Raw genomic sequence first — 17,963 nt, 5'->3', positions numbered from 1 at the left:
ATGACGAGACACTGAACACCGCACTGGAACGCTCTATTCCCTTGCCAACGAGATGTGGGCGGTGGGTTTGATCTCCCACACGGAGCAGGTGAAAGCCCTGATCCCAGCCGGCTTCGATATCGAAGGGACACCGACCGGATCGCATATCCAATCCCGCACCGAGGCGCTCTAGGACGATTATGCAAATCACAGAGCGCGACGGACAGATACGCCTCATTATATGGGAGTAAGCTGTTGCAGAGAACCCCTCAGCTCTTCCATCGCATGTCTGTAGGATACATCACCACAACTTTTCATGATTTGGATTGCTAGTGATATGTCCTTCGTTGCAGCACGAAGCTTCCCAGACGTCAGGCCTTCAGACGGATAATGCAAAGTGCGAATGTATTGGAGTCGGACCTTTAGATAGAGCGCAATACCTTCTGTTGGTCTCAGGCCTAGGGCGTTCGCGGTCTGGTAGACAGCATCCACATCCCGTTGCGCGTTTTCCATTGTCGCCCGGTTTGCCAAACGATCATTCGCAGCATCTGATCTCGCGACTTCGGATGCTTCGATCAGGATTGCGACCAGATTGAGTAGTATCTGAATCTGCATCCCGTAACTGACCCTATTGTCTTCGCAGAATTGTCGCGCCTCCAACGCATATTGCATGGCCAGGTCAATGTTTCCGTTCACAAATGCGAACCTTGAACGATCGATCAGCAAAGCGGCCTGTTCTGCACCTCCAAACCGAGCCAGGCGCGACGCATTGGCAGAGAGCATTCCTAGAACACGGCGTGACCGCTCATCAGGCATCTGCATGTCGTTTTTCGAAAGGATAAAGTCCCGCATCATTATGTGAAGGGCCACTCGTGCCGGACGGCCTTGGAGGATTCTGGCATGACCAAAACTATTCGATCTTGCAAGCGCAGAGTCCCATGTGTGGATGTTTTTTAGTTCCTCCTGAGCTTTCTGGAGCTGACCAGTTAAACCAAGAAGTTGCGCCCTTCGTACTTCAATTCGTTTGATGGCTTCGATGTGGTTGCGCTTTCGCGTGATCGATAGGTCGAACTCGGCAGGAATGGGCGTTTCTTTGCCAAATTCGGGGAACTCACCCGCAATGAAGTCTTCAACCTGCCGGAGGGTAAGCTCGTGACCGTTGCGGGTATCGTCTCTCGAACCGTTTTGAATGAGAGGCTTCCCGAGTTGAATCGCCATATCAACTGTCGAGCAGTAAATCCTTGCGACGCGGGCAATCAAATCGGTACGATCTATGCCACGATCTACAAGGCGTTCGATGAGCTCCTCAGTCCGAACCCATGCCCACCGCACGACATGCGGGACTTGAGCGTGCAGAGCCGAGATCGCTACAGCTTCCAAGAGACAGAAAATCTCTTCCACGGAAAAGATGGTCTCCAGCCATTCAGGGAAGGAACTAGGAAGAGCTTCGTATTCCATATCATCGAGCCGATCGAAGTGCCGACGACCGACGCCTACGAATGGAAGCATGTATAGCCTCATCCGCATCAAATCCTGATCATAGCACATGGACATCTGGTTGTCCTGATCGACTGTCTCGAGCAGGAGTATTTGAACGGCGAACCGGATAGCGACAGCAGCGGAATGGCCATTCCCACATGTGAATACTGCTTCCACAGAATGATGAAGCAAGGGATTGGCGCTGACCTGATCTGCGTTGCGGTTGTTATCGGTCAAGTCTGCAGGATCAATACTAGCCAGAAGAGTTTCGTAGGCTTGAATATCGAGAAGTAAGTCCTGCCATCTTGGCGTGAGGTTCGAAAGCACTGTTCGGCAGCGCCATTCTTGCGCCCTATTGAACGCAAGCCTTGCGATGTGGCGCATCCCCTCACGAAGAAGCCTTGTGAATGGGGCTGCCCAATCCTGCTCGCCATGCGCAGTTAGTGCGGAGATCAACGTCTTTCTCAGTGACTCATAAGTCTCCCAAGAGGCCTCCCCAGCTATCCCGCGCTCGGTAGGATCGAATTGCAAGGCGCTGATTGGTTTGATCATCCTGCATCGGAGGAAGAAGCTGTTCGCGAGCCCCTCCAATTCCTCCAATCCAGCATTAATCTGCGACCCCTTCCTCTGGAGGCTCCGACCAGTGTCGCTGTCCCAGTTGCTCATAAGTCGTTGCAGGGAACTGGGGCGCAACCCATCGTCAGATGCAGCTATTGCAACCACGATCCTGAACAGGTCCCGGTTATGCAGGCGCTCAACTAACAATCGAACAAACTGGTGGGCCGCCGGCTTAGAGAGTGTTAGATACTGTTCAGGCGAAAGCTGCCTGAGTGTATCATTGGCTCTCGCCCCCCATTCTGGATCGCCGCGACATAGCTCAAGTGCCCCGGCGAAAAGTATGAGATGATCTCCCGGTATAGCCACCTTGTTCATCCGCTTAGCTGCGGCGAATAGTTCTTCTTCGTAGCAGGAAGGGTATTGCAAGTCTGGTAAATAGCGAATGATGTCCTTTAACCGAGGATCTTCGACATCATAGAGCTCAAATGCGGGAAGCGATTGTTCCGAGCGGGCCGTCGGTACATCAGTGGTTGTGACCAAAAATCGGCTCGTTTCGTTGCTATCGTGCAAAAGCTCAATCAAAGATGCTTTCGACTGATCACGTAGTTGCGCGCGTGGCGTGCTCCATGTCAGATCTTCCCAGTTCGTCAATATGAAAACTGCTGGGTTGTCTCTGTGTAGGTTCCGGATTCTCTGTTTAATCCTCTGGAGTTCTTCTGCCCCCGGCTCCGTTCCATATTCGTTGCGCAGTTCAGCGACACATCGTTCGAAGGTGGACTTCCTCCGGTCTCGTGCTGGCATTTCGAGACGAGACAGAAAGGCCAAAACATGTAGCAGTAACTCATAACCCGTGTAGTCTTGCACGCTCACTGTGAACACGGGCAGAGTGCCCTCCGAGCTCTTGCTACCAAAAGATAACGATAGCCCGATCGTCGTGTTGTCGGACGAGTAAAGGGCTCGCAAGAACTCGACAACGCATCCTGACTTGCCGGCATTCACCTTTCCAGAGATAACAGCAAGCCGAGCTCTGGCATGACGAAACTGCTGCAGGACAAGTTCAGCCATGTCTGACAGTTCGCGCGGATTTCGATTGCCGTGAAACCGTCCTGATGGGGGAAGATACTCAGCCAGTTTAGGTGGTATGAAGTGAAGTGCATTTGACGGATCGGGCGGTTGCTTTTTGGCAATGGCTTCTACGTCGCCTTTCGGCGCCAGATAGGAGAGGCCCTCTAGCCAAGTGGTGCTGATGATGCTGAAGACTTCATTGGCGGTTTTGCAGTGCGCCTTGACTATGCGATCGTACAGCGCAACTGCGTCGCTGATAGCGGTTTTCGGCTCTTGTTGTATCCCGCGTGCTTTATCGAGCGTCTGTTTCGCTCTGGATGCGAAACAGACGAACGCCAGCCTGTCACGTTTAGGGTCGTAGCGACGTATGTTTTTCTCATTCTCGGATGCAAGCGGCGCTATCGCATTCTTGAAGTCATTCACCGACTCTGAAATGCCTTCTTTTCTCAACAGTTCGTCGTCGAGTGCAGGGTAATCCCTGAGGTCCTTCAAGTCAGAGATCTTGAGAATCTCGCTAGTTGCGTAGCGATAGATGAGATGGGTGGCGAGTATCGCAACCCTGACGCCAACATGCCCACCTGCACTGTCGGCAATCCAAAGAGGGTTGAGTTTCCGAGCGGAATGTTTAGACAGATCAGATTCCGATCGCGTCAAGCGCGGCCATAGGGATTCTAGCTTCTCCAAGGCCTCGAAAAGCGAAGCCTGATTATAGTAACGATCACTATCGCTAGTGCGCCCTTGTCCCAATCCTGCCCCCAAAAAGCCAAACGAATCACTCCGATACGTGGCTGGTCACGAAGCTCGATCGGGTCGCTGTTTTGTCAGTTTCTTTCTAGAACCTGTAGTTTTTTAATCAACCTGTCAAAAAAAGAATACACAATCGTCTCAATCGCAGAATCAAAGAATATCCTCGGCGTTTGAAAATTCGCGAGCCGATTTCATTTCCTAGACGTTGCCCAGCGATCGTTCAAACTGCTCTTGCTAGCGGGTTTCACCCCCCCCGCTCGAAGGAGGAAGTCATGAACCAGGCAAAACCATCCGGCACAGAGATCAAAAGTTTCCGATCCAGCGTAATCCATGAGATGCGATACGACATTGTGATTATGGGCGGCGGCTTTGCGGGATTGCGCGCAGCTGTTGCCGCGAAGAAGACGAGACCGACGGCACGCGTTGGACTTCTGACTGCTGGTCCAAATAATGGCTACGGCTGCTGCTCCCACAAAACACACGGTGCGAATGCAGCAATGAATCCCGGCGATAGTGTCGCTGTTCATGCGAGTGACACGCTTCGTGGCGGCGGCGGTATCGGCAAGCCTGAGCTTGTCGCAACGCTTTGTGAAGGTGCTCCGGAAGCGATTCGCGAACTGGAGCAGCTCGGCGTTCAATTTGACAAGATCGGCGACCGATACGATCCAGGATTCTACGGCGGCAGCACACATCCACGCTCCGTTCATGCACAGGATATGTTGGGCCTTTCTGGCGTGACTCGCCTCTGGGAAGAAGCACGCCGATGCGGTGTGGAGGCGCTTCACAGCCGGCAAGTACTCAGCTTCGTGATCGCCGACAATGTCTTTGGTGGCGTGATCGTGATGGATACGGTGACTGGTGAGACTGAATATGTTGCTGCTCCCGTGGGCATTACGGCCATGGGTGGAGGTGCATGCGTGTACCCCATTGCAACAATCTCCGACGACAAACAAGCGACTGCCGCTGCTTGTTTCCTCGAAGCGGGTGGTGCGCTGATGGACAGTGAAATGATGCAATTTCATCCAACTGGGTTGGCGCGCCCGGGGCGCAAGGGGCACGGCGAAATCATGGAGGAAGAGCTGCGCGCTCAGGGAGCCCAGTTCTTTAACGTCCACGGAGAGCGCTTCATGAAGTATGAACATGAAGATGCCGAACGTGCCACACGCGATGTAAACGCGCGTGCTTGTTACCGTGAAATCATGGAGGGGCGTGGAACGCCTAACGGCGGCGTCATTTTTGATCTCTCTATGCTGCCACCGCAGTTTCTGCAACAGCGCTTTCCGTACATGTTGGAACGCCTTCGTACGTACGTTGATCTTACCCAGGTTACACAGGTCGAAACCAGCCCTGCGGCACATTTCTGGATGGGCGGTATCGAGATTGATATTCATGCACAGACCAGCATCAAAGGGCTTTTTGCATGCGGTGAAGACGCCGCTGGGATCCACGGAGGCAATCGTTTGGGCGGGAACGGCGTTTCGGACGCACTCGTGTTCGGAAAAATCGCTGGCGAGGCGGCTGCGCGTTCTGACGCTGGTCAAACCGGCAGTTTCGATCCAACAAAATGCGTTGTCTCATTGCTGAACCTTCCAGACGTGTCGGAGACAGTCCGATTGGACGCCTTGATCAAGAAGACCATGTGGCATCACGTCGGGCCGATCCGTTCGGGTGACGGTCTTCAACTAGCACGTTTGCTATTGAACGATGTTTTTGCTCGGGTCGCGTCAAATGTCATCAAAGTTCCGGCGCGAGACCTTTCTCTGCCATGCGCGGCGATGCGGTCGCTCTATCAAAAACTCATACTGTCACGCGCTGTTAACAGCGCAGCTATCGAACGAACCAATTCGGTCGGTGCGCATTACCGCACAGACGCTGACGGTGAAATAGACATCTACAATACTTCTGTGCGGATGAGCGAGGACGGAGTGATGCATACCTCCCGTGTTTACCGGGCTGGCACAATGAATGACGCTCTATCACCGGAGGAAGCGGCATGATCCGTCCTTTTGTGACCATGTCAGAAGAGGTCCGGGAATTCCCGGACCTCCAGTTTGCATTTTTCCGAGTCTCCGGTATCCGAGCCTATGCATGCGATAGTGAGCGGCGGCATGCCGAAGACATGGCCACGGCCGCAGCCCGCGCCACTTGCGGTAATGCCCAAGCAGTATCAGAGGTCAAATTTTCCTGGACTTATCCTGAGTTCTACAAGGCAACAGGAATTCGCGGGAAGCGGGTATCAACACCATTCCGGCAGGCATTTAGATTCCACGACAAGAGCTATCGTTCAATTTCTCGGCTGGTGGATGCATGCATGATTGCTGAGTACGGATCCGGAGTGAGCTTTCAGTGTTTTAAACCCCCTATGCAAAAGGGACTGCACTTGGGACGCTTTAGAACGAAATCGACAGCACCTGGACCTATTGCGATCTATGATGGTTCAAATGTCGTACATGCGCCTGAGTCTGGACTAAATCACGACTATATGCTGGAGGAGGCCTCTCCGGATGCCGTGGTCCGGATTATGAAGGTCCCAGGCCTACCGAACAAGCGCTTGGACGACGCTCTCAGGATGTTCCATTCGCTCATTAATACCGCTCGTGCAACGGTAGAGCCGATTCCGATCGTGGAAATCGCGCAGACGCCTGCTGCCAGAGAGCTTCGAGCACAAGGGCACTATATTCGTCAGCGCTATCATAAGCCGCACGAAGGTGTGTATCCGAATTTCTTAACCAATGAATTACGTGGCAGTGTCTTGAAGACACTTATCTGCCAAGCCGCAGACCGCCGATTTTGTCTGGTGCTTGGCTACGAAAGACGCGTGGACTTCAAGCGTCTTGCAACTGCACTTGGTTCTTCTCGGATCGAATTGATACCCCAAGAAGATGTGGCAGAAGCAACCGGTGGATTTATGAGTGGAGCCGTTACACCATTTCTTGATACTGACTTGGAGTTTGTCTGCGACGAGGCGGTGACATCTTTCTCACACGTCTACGTCAATGGCGGCAGACCCGGTAATCAGCTCCGCATCAGAGTTTCCAGCCTTCTAGCGATGCGCCGCTTCCAGGTTCTCGAGTTCACAATAGCATGACAAGAATTCACTCGCTCTACACGCCGCGGACGAAGAAATCCTACGGTACTACGCCTCGAGAATAGCCGCGCGAGTTGGCTTCTACCTTCAAGAAGAGGAAAGACGAATGAAGCATGCTTCAACACTTGACGATATTGATTTTGCCTGGCTGCCCCGTTCATGGGAAAGCGCGCAGCGAGCTGCCGGGGCGATTTTTCACGAGACAGGTATGAACGTCGATCAAGCGAATCTTCTCCAGCTGTCTAAGGACTTGCTTTCAGTCCTTTTGTTGACGGCTCTTCGAGAAGGATCGCCAAATATGCGTTTTGTCGAGATACTTGCGACCGAGATGGACTGCAATTCGGAAATGAACATGGATCACTTGTTGGATCCAGATGTTCCGACAACGGGTGTCGCCCTGACTTCAATTAAAAGGGTATCTGGCTCCTGGTTCTGCGAACCGGTTAAGTTTGTGGTCATGAACATCAAAGACGGAAACGCCAAGCAGATATCGCGCCAACTGCGAAATTCGGCGTTGCTGCTAGGTCAATGTCGGGCTGAAATAAGTAAGGCAGATTGAGTTGGTCCGTGCCAAGGCCACGTTGGCAGCCGATTCATGCAAGGCTTATAATGTTAGCCATACGAAGTTCACTGATTGGTGGGTTCTCTGTTGTGGAAAGCAGGGCCGGATCCGCCACGCTCCAGCATAGGCGCTTCTATTTGTTTGCAAGCGAGACTGCGGGAACTGGCGGAAAGCAACCTCATGCCAGCGAAGCCCAGCTGAGCTTCGCTGGCATGAAATACCCAACCCAGACGTTTTGAATGACCTTGTAACGATCGCCAGAAAAGCGAAGAGACACGGGACGGTCTATGAGGCAATGCGTGCTGTTATGCGATCAGCTCCACTGATGGTGGACGGTCAGCAGACGGGTTCACGGAAGAGTTCGGTCTCGATGTAGGTGCGTACGTACATAAGACGGTCGTCCATGCATGGCATGCTTGGAGCGAAGCGGCAAGAGAACTCGACGATGTTCTGAAGCGGTAGATCGGCGCAACGGCAGCTCTTGGAAGTCGTCGAAAGGATTCGAACGACCACATTGACGGCGCACAACGGACTTTTGAATTTACGACCCCAAGGTCGGCTTAGGACGATAGTTTCGCGGGGTCCTCGATATTCTGTCAACTCCGCCCAATTTCATATTTTAACGCGTTGTAGCTCTCAAATTAATTGATAACACTAAAGTATACTCTGGTGTTACGTATCGAAAGCGCCAGAAACCCGTAACATCAGCCTTGACTTGGTCTATTTGTGACATCGTAGACTCCGGTCTAGAAGCTGGAGTTACATATGGCACGCATCGGATATGCTCGCGTCAGCACCACCGACCAGGACCTGCACATACAGACAGAACGGCTGACCGCTGAAGGGTGCAGTCTCATCCGCTCGGAAAAGGTATCCGGCAAGAGCCGCGATGACCGCGATGAGCTGGCAACCATTCTCAGTTTCCTCCGGCCAGACGACGAATTAATTGTCACACGGTTGGACCGGCTTGGTCGCGATACCCGCGATGTTTTGAACATCATCCATGAATGCGAGCAGAAACAGGCTTTTGTCACCGTGCTCGATCCCTACGTCTCAACGAAGGGCGACATGGGTCAGATCGTCATGACCGTACTTGGCATGGTGGCTCAAATGGAACGCCGGTTCATCAAGGAGCGCCAGCGTGAAGGGATCGATCGCGCCAAGTCGCTTGGCCGGTACAAGGGCGGCAAGCAGCGAATTGATCGAATTGAAGTCAAACGATTGGCAGGTGTTGGCGAAAAGCCATCCGCAATAGCAAGGATCTTGGATTGTTCGCGGATGCAGGTCTACAGGATCCTGAACGAGAATGTGTGATGTTCGAAATGGGGCCGGAAGCGGACTGTCTGCTTCCGGGTGATCAGCACGGATAGTGGACGTTTGGCTGCCGACCCTATCCGATCGTGTGCCTGCAGATTTGGCATTTCGAAAGTTACATGTCGATAGTGCTATGAGGGCCGGTCTTGTTAACGCAAAGGAAACGAAACTTATGGTGACGCCGTGGTGCCGATGGTTCATGTTTGTCGGTAAATAATAGGGGTAGCCCATACATAGATGAATTGCAGTCCAACCATCCGAATTCGATCGCTGCTTTCGCAAATATGTGACGGCGTTTGGATCGGCAGTCAGCGCCAGAGGTCGGCGTTTTGAGGCAGCGACCTATTCTGTTTTGTGCAATTGTAAGTTATGGTCCTGACACAATGGAGTCAGGTCGTGGGCATCCTATGTCATGGCGTTGGGGCGGTAGAATATTTTGACTGGCGTGAAACTTAAAGTGGTGGACCTATTTGCTGGCGCTGGTGGGTTTTCCCTGGCTGCCGTGCGAGCGGGCTGCGAGATCGTATTCGCGGTCGAGTTCGACAAGAACGCCGCGACGACCTTCAGGAACAATATCGGCGCGGACCATCGCAGCAAAAACGTTGTCGTCTACAATCGGGACATTACCTCGCTGAGCGCGTCGGCTTTGGCGAAGAAACATTTTCCAGCATCCGATTGCGACCTGCTACTAGGCGGTCCGCCATGCCAAGGCTTCTCGACACACAGGATCAACGATGCTGGTGTAAACGACCCACGTAATGCGTTGATACACGAATATTTTGCTTTCGTGCGCAGCCTACAACCCAAGGCGTTCCTGATGGAGAACGTTCCCGGCATGCTATGGCCGCGCCATAAGAGCTACCTCGATGAATTTTACGGACAGGCTCGCGACAGCGGTTACGTTGTCTACCAGCCTCAGAAATTGGACGCTCGAGACTATGGCACCCCCCAACGCCGGCAGCGGGTCTTCATTCTAGGCATCCGTAGAGACGTATCTACGGATGGTTTCGAATGGCCGCCAGCCCGGACCCATTGTGAACCGGAAACGGCGACGACGTTCGGCTTGGAGCCTTGGCTGTCCTGCAAAACCGCCTTCGAGGACATGCCCGAAGATGACATCAATGGCGTACACATGAATCACGGACCGGAGCTGATCGCCGCGTTCAAGCGCACGCCAGCAAATGGAGGCAGTCGCAGAGATTCGGGTCGAGTGCTCGCTTGCCATGTCGATCATGATGGTCACAAAGACGTCTATGGCCGCATAGATCCGAGCAAGCCAGCCCCTACTATGACAACTGCCTGCATCAATCCGTCCAAGGGACGTTTCGTGCATCCCGTCCTTCATCACGGAATAACTGCCCGTCAGGCGGCGCGCATCCAGACCTTCCCGGACGACTACATCTTCGTTGGCGGTTTGATGGCCGCTGGTAAGCAAATCGGGAATGCGGTCCCCGTTGCTCTGGGCGAAGTCCTTATTCGGCACATCAGTTCTCTTCTGTTCCAGAACGAACCGGAGACGATGATAGTGATCCCAGAGCGAGGAGCCTCCGACATTGGCGAGTTGATCGAGGCATGAGGACAGTCGGCTTTAAGACCACGGCACGTACGGTCGATCACTTGGGGCGCGAACAGATCGCTGACGTCCCCACAGCTATCTCAGAGCTGTGGAAAAATTCTTATGACGCGTACGCCCGATCGGTGTCGTTGACCATTTTCGATGAGGATCCCTTGGTTGTGACCATCGCCGATGATGGCCATGGTATGAACATAGAGGAACTAATAGATCGTTGGTTGGTTGTCGGTACAGAATCTAAGCTTTTTGGCGATGGTCGTTCTGACGAAGATCGTGATGGACTGGAACCAAGAACGCGCCAAGGTCAAAAGGGCATTGGCCGGCTATCGTCCGCACACCTCGGTCCGTTGATGCTGCTCCTCACCAAGCGCCGGCGGCAGAAAATGGCTGCTGCATTGATCGATTGGCGGCTCTTTGAGAATCCGTTTCTTGTCCTCACTGACATCGAGATCCCAGTTATCGAGTTTGACGATCATAACGAGATCACCGAATTTCTGCCTCTAATGACCGAGGCGCTCCTCGAGAACGTGCTTGGCACAGGTCTGGAAGATGGACGGTCACTCAGGATGATCGACGCCTGGTCCAGATATGATCTGGCTGTGCAGGCAGAGGGGCGGAACGGCGATAAAGCAGCGCCCTCGCTATCTATTGTGACGGCTTGCAGATCGTTCAAGCTTACCAACGAATATCTGGCCCCATGGAGTGCCTGGTCCGGAGCTGCCGATAAAGGCACCGCCATGGTGGTCTCCGGCGCCAGCGAAGAATTCGCGGCACTTCTACCTGCCAACAGTCAACTGTCGACGGCAAAGGAGGACAAAGCCCGGTTCGAGAGGACCTTGGGAGGGTTTGTAGATCCACTTTATGATCCCGCGATACCTGAGATCAACGCAGCGATGCCTGATTTCGAGTACGGTGTCTTTCTTTCCTCGAACGGTCATTCTCGCAAGATCATCGGCTCTGCTGCCGAGTTCAACAGATCGCTTACGGATCGGATGGAGCATATCGTCGACGGACGCATCGACGAAAAAGGTGTGTTCAGGGGGCAAATCAAGTCCTTTGGCAAGTGGCGTAAAGTTGGAACCGAGTACGAAATTCGTCCCCCCAAGGAGTTCGTTCTGCCAACTGGGTCAGGGACCTTGCTTGGACCGGTCGACGTTTATTTCGCGACATTCGAGCAAGAACCGAAGAACACCAGCCACACTCCTATTGAGTTTGAGTATCTCAAGCAGCACGCCTCTCCTCATGCGGGTCTGATGATCTACCGCAACGGCTTGCGCGTACTGCCGTATGGCCGCGAAGATAACGACTTCTTCGAGATCGAAAAGCGACGCAGCATCAATGCCGGGCGAGAGTATTGGAACTCCCGCCGAATATTCGGTCGGATAGCCATAAGTCGCGAACACAACCCCAATCTTAAGGATAAGGCTGGACGCGAAGGGTTCATCGTCAACAAGGCCGCTAAAACTCTCAAGGTCCTGATCGTCAACATCCTCAGGTCGTCTGCTTACGACTATTTTGGCTCAAACTCCGATGACCGCGCCGTGGAATTGGCGGACGCTCGAAGTAATTTCGCCGAACACAAGGCAAAGGAGTCTCAGGCAAAGCTACGCCAGAAGCAGCGCAGGTCATTCCGAAAGAATCTGAAAGCTCGCATCGCCAGCATCCCTTCTGTGTCGGAACGACTGCGTGCGGACATAAAGGCAACCCGCATCGAATTTGCCGATGACATCCCGACCGCGCAAGAGTGCTTAGAGGCGGTCCAAGCGAGCATAGCTGAACTCAGGCTGCCTGGTGCGCCGTCGCCGCTCGGCACCCTGGAGGAAGAATATCGATCCTATCGTCGGGCGATGACCGAACTGAACCAAATGGTTGCAGATTTCTCCAACAGCATCGCCAGTGCCGTCGAAAAGATAAATCCACCGTCGCCGGAAGAGATCGTACTCAAGCAGATCCAGCGTAATGAGGGTCAGCTCACTTCGCGTGTAACCCGCTGGTCCAAGGAGATAAGGGTATTACAAGACGCGGAACGTGATCGCATTAGCGACCTGGTTTCTGAGCGCAACAAGCTCTTGCGGGAGGAGACTATGCCGCTGATCGAGCAGACAGCCAGCGGCAGGCTATCGCTGACGTCAGCTTCCCGATCTGTCGTCGATGCCAAAAATAGGATCGACGGCGAGAATGAGCTGCTGTTCCAGAACTATATACTGGCCTTGGAGAATCTGAAGGAAAGCATCGACATCCAAGCAGTCGCTATTCTCGCTGGCGAGGAGAACAACGAACTTCGCAGCACCGTCGATCGCTTGAATGGGCTGGCGCAGCTAGGCATTACCGTCGAATTTCTCGACCATGAGCTCCATTCCCATGACTCTGTCATCGACGAGGGCATTCTGAAGCTCAAGAAAAAGCTTGGGAAGGATAAGGACCTTGAACAGCTCGCCATGGGCTATGCTGGCCTCAAACAGATCCTCGATTTCCTCGGACCACTACGCATGGCAGGCCGCCCGCAGCCACGAGACATCGGAGGAGACTACATCGATCAGTACGTCTCGGATTTTTTCGGGCGCACCCTTGCCGAGAGTGGCATAGAGTTGGTCGCCACCCCGGCGTTTCGGCGGTTCAACGTTTTCGACCAGCCATCGCGGTTGCTGCCGGTGTTCGTGAACCTCGTGAACAACAGTATCTATTGGTTGGTCAACGCACGAGTTGAGGGTCCGAAGATCTTACTTGATGTCCGGGATGACGAAGTTTTCGTGGCCGACAACGGCCCTGGCGTAGACGAGATAGATCTGAAACGCCTGTTCACCTTGTTCTTCACCCGGAAGATCGAGGGTGGGCGCGGCATAGGCCTATATTTGTCTCAGGCCAATCTCGCCGCCGGAGGACACACAATCCGTTATGTGCAAGAGGACGACAGGAAGATCCTGTCCGGCGCGAACTTCGCAATGAAGTTCCGGGGGGCGAATATTAATGACTGAACTGGCAATTGCGGCTGAGGAACCCAAGGTTACGTTTTCGGATCTGGTCAAGGAGGCTTTCATTGACCCTATCAAATCGGTGCTGATCATCGATGACCAATATCCAACTTGGGAGCAGGTCTTCGGTGAGGAGGGCTATGATGCCTCCGACACCAAACGTTGGACACCCAAGAACAAAATCTTGAAGGTGGTCAAACAGTTTCGGCAAATGTCACCCGCGCTGACAGTGGACATTCATGACGGCCAACACAACGAAGAGATCGGTAGCTATTTGTGCCAGTCCGACCTTCTGGTGCTCGACTATCAGCTTGAAAAGAACGAACCGCATGGTGTCCGTGCTGCACAGATTGTAGCGGATTTGCTGAATAACAATCACTTTAACCTGGTGGTTATCCATACAGCGATTGGCGATCTGATTGACCCGTTCAACACCATCTTGATGTCACTGCTAACTCCACTGAACATATCCGATGACAGGGCCGTCGAGGGCTTCAATTTGGTCGAAGCCTTGGAGGACACTGGAGAGGAGCGGTTCGCGGACGTTTTTGAAGATTTGAAGAAGGCCCTAAACGCAACCGCTTATATTGCACTCCAAGGCTTTGAACGGAATGGACGCGAGCGGGCGGACTGCATGAAGTCGTCGCCCGAGTTTGCCAATTTTCGTGCCATTGCGGATGAAGCCGGTTGGGATGACGACCAACGCCTTAAGGTCATGGAATGGGGGATGTCATCACACGATAAGAAAGTTGCATCCTATGAAGCGTCTCCAAGAGATCTACGATGGAGCAAGCCCGGAAACCGACGTAAGCCGTGGATACGAACCAACGGCGGCTTCATCGCCTTCGCCGACAAGAAGAATACCCAACTGCTTAAAATTCTCCAAACCGCAATCGTAGATTGGCGCCCATCCCCATCGAGGCTAATGTCCGCTCACATTCGCGCTGAGATCAGTCAGAAAGGTGCTGGAGCTGAGCACCATGCCTTAAGCGATAAGTACGCATATTGGCACTACTATAAGGAGCTCAGAAAAGCTCCGCTGGATCCTTCTCCCGAGGCGGTTCAAAATCGTAGAAAAAACTTACTGGAAAGCCATGTTGCGCGGCACACGGAGCGATTGCTCGATCAGATTGGCAAGAAGGCTGTAGATTTCGGTTTGCAGGTTTTGCGAGCCGATCCGAGCGAAGCCAACCCAAAGCGCCCGGGGTTCTCGAGGTACTACGCGATCAATTCCTCTGTGAAAGCGGAGAGCACCAAAGCACTTGCTCACTACAACGCTCACATATCGACCAAGCAGCTCTCCGGTTGGCACCTTAATCCCGGTCACATTTTCAAGATAAAGAAGGAGATGTGGGTATGCCTTTCGCCGTCTTGTGATTTGGTACCGTTCCAAAAGGCATCAATAGCTGTCCTGAATTCCCGTGAGGCATCTGTAAAACCGTTCGTTGCGGTCAGATTAACTCCTTGGCAGACGTATACGAGTTCTGAAGTGAACTCAAACACCTTGATATTCCTCAAGGAAGACGATGCCATCAAGACTTACACAGTCTATCCACGGGGTGGCCAGTTTGGTTCACCGATTTGGCGCCTCTTTATGGCTGCCGACTTCGGAAAATTTGTGATCGAGGAGGACCACACCGCCAAGCTTAGCCTGAGCTACCTCTTGAGCAAGGAAAAGCAAATGCAGGTGAAAGAGGTCGATGCCAAATTGGTTGGCCAGTTGCGATACGAGTATGCATTAAACCTGATCCAGAAATTGGGCATTGAGTTTACTAGGATCGGTCTCGACTTTTCTGCACCAACCGAGTGACGCCCGCCAGCCGACCTATTCGAGGAAAGATACATGCTGCTTCGCAGCGCAGGGGTGGAAATCCGCTGGGATGAAGGAATCCGTGGGCTGCGCAGCTTGGATGAGGCTCAATTGCTTGCCGACCTAGCCGAAGCTGGGTGGAACACAGAGGAGGCCGAAGATGTCGTCGAGGACAACATGGGTGCCATCGGATTGACCTCTCTCTTGGATCCTGGTGTCGCGGGTTTGGTCATAGCGATTTCTGCTCTCGGAGGCACGCCCATTAGTTCCTGCAACGGCGGCTTGATCGGAACTTCGGCTAACATGAGCGATGTGCCCAACATCCTCTTCACGGCATCTCCCGACACCATGGACCGGATCATCCAGCAGGCCATGGGCAGTGAGGTGGGGCTGGTCTTCAACGAAGGGTATGCTGAGGCATTTGTCGATCACCTGCCGAACTTTCACCGGCTTGCTAGGAAGCTCTTGGATCTGCCGCCTTTGGCAAGGACAACTAGCAATTAAGTCTTTGTGGTCATCGCGAAACTCTGGTCCGGTGGCCGTCCGGGCAGCAGCAAGTATCTGCCTGCCAACCCTCAATGGAGCCAGCGGTCGCTCTGATCGCAAACACACTCGCATTTTTACGCTTTTGGCAATGTCATCAAAGCCAGAAATAGCCTCGATAGCCTTGTGCTGTCGATCTTTAGGTCGACCAAAGGACTGCGCGGAACGACATTGTTGGCGTCCCCTATGGCAGCTTTCAGGGAGCTGAAGGTATCGAGCGAACCGCGGGAGTGGGGGCGCATAGCAGTCGTTGTGTGAAGCGTCATGATCTTCAGTTGGCTTGGCAGAGCTTTGGCGGATACGGCTAACAATCGTCATAGCGGCTCGTGTGGCGGCTTTGTGAGTTTTTTCTGGTCTAGTACTCCTCGGCACGCATCAGCGTCAGCACGCGCTGTGTGGCGGTTTCGTCGCTGGCGTCAGATGAACCGCATGTCAGCGCTGGATCATAATATTCAATTTTCCAAAAATATCGGCATCCACCGAGGTCGATGGAGCCGAAGTCATGTTCGCCGTACGGGTCATTGTCTGGCGAAAATTCATCGAAATGCCGGACCCTGTCGATGAGGGTCCGGCGGTCGTCGTAGGCCATGGCAGCAACGCCCGCAGTCATCATCACTCGGCCACCGAGAAAGGTCTGACGGAATCGATCATTGAGAACTTGAATTTGGTTGCTGCCCATGGCCATCACCCCTCGCTTGGCCGTTTAAGCGCTGGTCGCAGCGTCGAGCTGCATCATCAGCGCAAGCCTGGACACATGACGGGTAATGATCGGATCGTCGGGGTAATCACGGTACCTTAATTTGAAAACGTGCTTGGGGCAGACCTCCAGAATGATCGCCTCGAACCAGCCCTCCATTCTCGCTTCCTCGGCCAGGACCAGTGACCCCACGGTTATCTGCGACCAGTCCGTCGGCCGCGTGCCTTCGGGCACTGATGCGCCTGGGCTTTCCGCATCGGCATCACCGTCGTCGCTTGAAGCTGCACTCATCACCAGCCTCGGCTTGGCCGTGATCCCATGTTCGGGGAGGTGGGTCATGAGTTCGTCATAGACCTTGGTTTGGATCAGCGGGGTGAAGAGCTTTCCGCTGTCGAAGATCCGGCCCTTAGGCAGTCGTTGAGCAAGGCTGATGATCTCATCGGTGCTGGCTTTCACAGCCTGCATGCCCATCTCTGCGGCACCGGCGAGCACACCCTCAATGTCGTCGGCGGGGAACCACGCCCCCCGTGGCGTGTCTTTGCCGTTGCGGAACACGACGGCAACTGCGGGCGTATCGGCCGCGCCGGTAGCGGTTGCCACCTCGGCTGGCGCATCGGTTGGGTTGATTTCGTTTTTTGCTGCTTGTGCCATTTTGATCCTCAATTTGGTGTCGGAAGCTTGAAGCCTCGCGTGGGTTCATCAACAAGCTGAACCATCGCCGAATTGAGCGAGAGCCATGAAGTCGGAATGGCTCAGACGAATACAAACATATAGGAATATATTCATATTGTCAAGTTGTGTGGATCGTGACTGCAATCAATGAGGGTGCGCAATGCGGCAATCGGCGGCAACCGGACTGCCACGACTGACGGAATGTACGAGTGGCTTGATGCGTACTAGCGGCCTCCACTACATGTTATCGCCTAGGACAGCTGATCGGCGCCATCTTCCTTACCGAGACCATGAAGACCCTCAGAACACCGCTAAAGATCTCTGCTGCTCTTCCCCTATCTATCTTCGCCTCAGGCCTTGGAGCAACTCAACGCCTTCCGCATTTACCTATGAACGCCAAAGACATCAAGATACCTGGATAGCCCGCCCTTGGGGGAAGATCTTCATTGATCTCACATCGACAGACTCAAAACCCCGTGAAAGCCGCAAACCTGAATTACGGTGAGCACCCACGCCTCAACCAATAGTTCTAGGCAAACGCTCAATCGGCGACCAAAAGACCAAAGCGAATTTTCCCCCTACCGGAATGGTTCACCTTCTGTTTATAAGGCGGTTTACAGGAAGGGGATTCGGTCTTCAGAATCACCTACATCTTTACATTACTGTTCTCAATCACCATGAAAATTATCAATAAATCATCTTACGAAAAAGATACTTTTCTCTGCCCGGATCAAAACCCATCAGAACAATAAGCCTTCTCAACGTGCAACAAAAACCCCCCTCATCACCCAAAACAACCCCAAAGTGACCTTGGGGTTTCCAACTATGGAAACACGGAATTTATTGTACCACTGAATAATAAAGAATTTACAAATGTCCTATATAGGGACCAAAAACCTATTAG

At 53.3% G+C, this 17,963-nt stretch carries 11 protein-coding genes; 8 read left to right on the top strand and 3 right to left on the bottom strand.

The window, feature by feature from the left end:
• Positions 1-216 precede the first annotated feature (216 nt).
• Positions 217-3,828 (bottom strand): hypothetical protein, encoded by a 3,612-nt coding sequence (locus HPDFL43_RS21515; RefSeq protein ID WP_007199267.1) that lies wholly within the window; start codon positions 3,826-3,828, stop codon positions 217-219.
• 272 nt (positions 3,829-4,100) lie between these two features.
• Between HPDFL43_RS21515 and HPDFL43_RS20130 the strand changes: the two genes are divergently transcribed.
• The 8 genes from HPDFL43_RS20130 (at position 4,101) to HPDFL43_RS20095 (ending at position 15,651) form a co-directional block, all read left to right on the top strand.
• Positions 4,101-5,825, top strand: coding sequence for an FAD-binding protein (locus HPDFL43_RS20130; RefSeq protein WP_007199266.1), 1,725 nt, complete (start codon positions 4,101-4,103; stop codon positions 5,823-5,825).
• Entirely contained in the window at positions 5,822-6,916 is a 1,095-nt protein-coding gene (locus HPDFL43_RS21810; RefSeq protein WP_084594736.1) for an aminoacyl-tRNA deacylase, read from the top strand. The genes HPDFL43_RS20130 and HPDFL43_RS21810 overlap by 4 nt, the downstream gene beginning before the upstream one ends.
• A 106-nt stretch (positions 6,917-7,022) precedes the next feature.
• Complete coding sequence (locus HPDFL43_RS20120; RefSeq protein ID WP_040449398.1) at positions 7,023-7,475, top strand: hypothetical protein; 453 nt, start codon at positions 7,023-7,025, stop codon at positions 7,473-7,475.
• A 768-nt stretch (positions 7,476-8,243) separates the two neighbouring features.
• Positions 8,244-8,792, top strand: coding sequence for a recombinase family protein (locus tag HPDFL43_RS20115; protein ID WP_007199263.1), 549 nt, complete (start codon positions 8,244-8,246; stop codon positions 8,790-8,792).
• A 445-nt stretch (positions 8,793-9,237) separates the two neighbouring features.
• Positions 9,238-10,368, top strand: a complete 1,131-nt coding sequence (locus HPDFL43_RS20110) for a DNA cytosine methyltransferase (RefSeq protein ID WP_007199262.1) — start codon at positions 9,238-9,240, stop codon at positions 10,366-10,368.
• Complete coding sequence (locus tag HPDFL43_RS20105) at positions 10,365-13,340, top strand: ATP-binding protein (RefSeq protein WP_007199261.1); 2,976 nt, start codon at positions 10,365-10,367, stop codon at positions 13,338-13,340. The genes HPDFL43_RS20110 and HPDFL43_RS20105 overlap by 4 nt, the downstream gene beginning before the upstream one ends.
• Positions 13,333-15,147: a response regulator receiver domain gene (locus HPDFL43_RS20100; RefSeq protein WP_007199260.1), complete on the top strand. Its 1,815-nt coding sequence runs from the start codon at positions 13,333-13,335 to the stop codon at positions 15,145-15,147. Before HPDFL43_RS20105 ends, HPDFL43_RS20100 begins: the two co-directional genes overlap by 8 nt.
• A gap of 33 nt (positions 15,148-15,180) precedes the next feature.
• Entirely contained in the window at positions 15,181-15,651 is a 471-nt protein-coding gene (locus tag HPDFL43_RS20095; RefSeq protein ID WP_007199259.1) for a hypothetical protein, read from the top strand.
• A 394-nt stretch (positions 15,652-16,045) separates the two neighbouring features.
• Here HPDFL43_RS20095 and HPDFL43_RS20090 read toward each other — a convergent pair whose 3' ends face one another.
• Positions 16,046-16,369 carry a DUF3768 domain-containing protein gene (locus tag HPDFL43_RS20090; protein WP_040450614.1) on the bottom strand — a complete coding sequence of 108 codons (324 nt, stop codon included), beginning with the start codon at positions 16,367-16,369 and terminating at the stop codon, positions 16,046-16,048.
• 24 nt (positions 16,370-16,393) lie between these two features.
• A complete protein-coding gene (locus tag HPDFL43_RS21510; protein WP_007199257.1) occupies positions 16,394-17,038 on the bottom strand; it encodes a hypothetical protein in 645 nt (214 codons plus the stop codon).
• Positions 17,039-17,963: the final 925 nt, after the last annotated feature.

Origin of the sequence: Hoeflea phototrophica DFL-43, assembly GCF_000154705.2 — a bacterium.
Taxonomy (GTDB): Bacteria; Pseudomonadota; Alphaproteobacteria; order Rhizobiales; family Rhizobiaceae; genus Hoeflea; species Hoeflea phototrophica.
The sequence above is the reverse complement of the archived record's forward strand: the minus strand, read 5'-3'. Positions and strand labels throughout refer to the sequence as shown.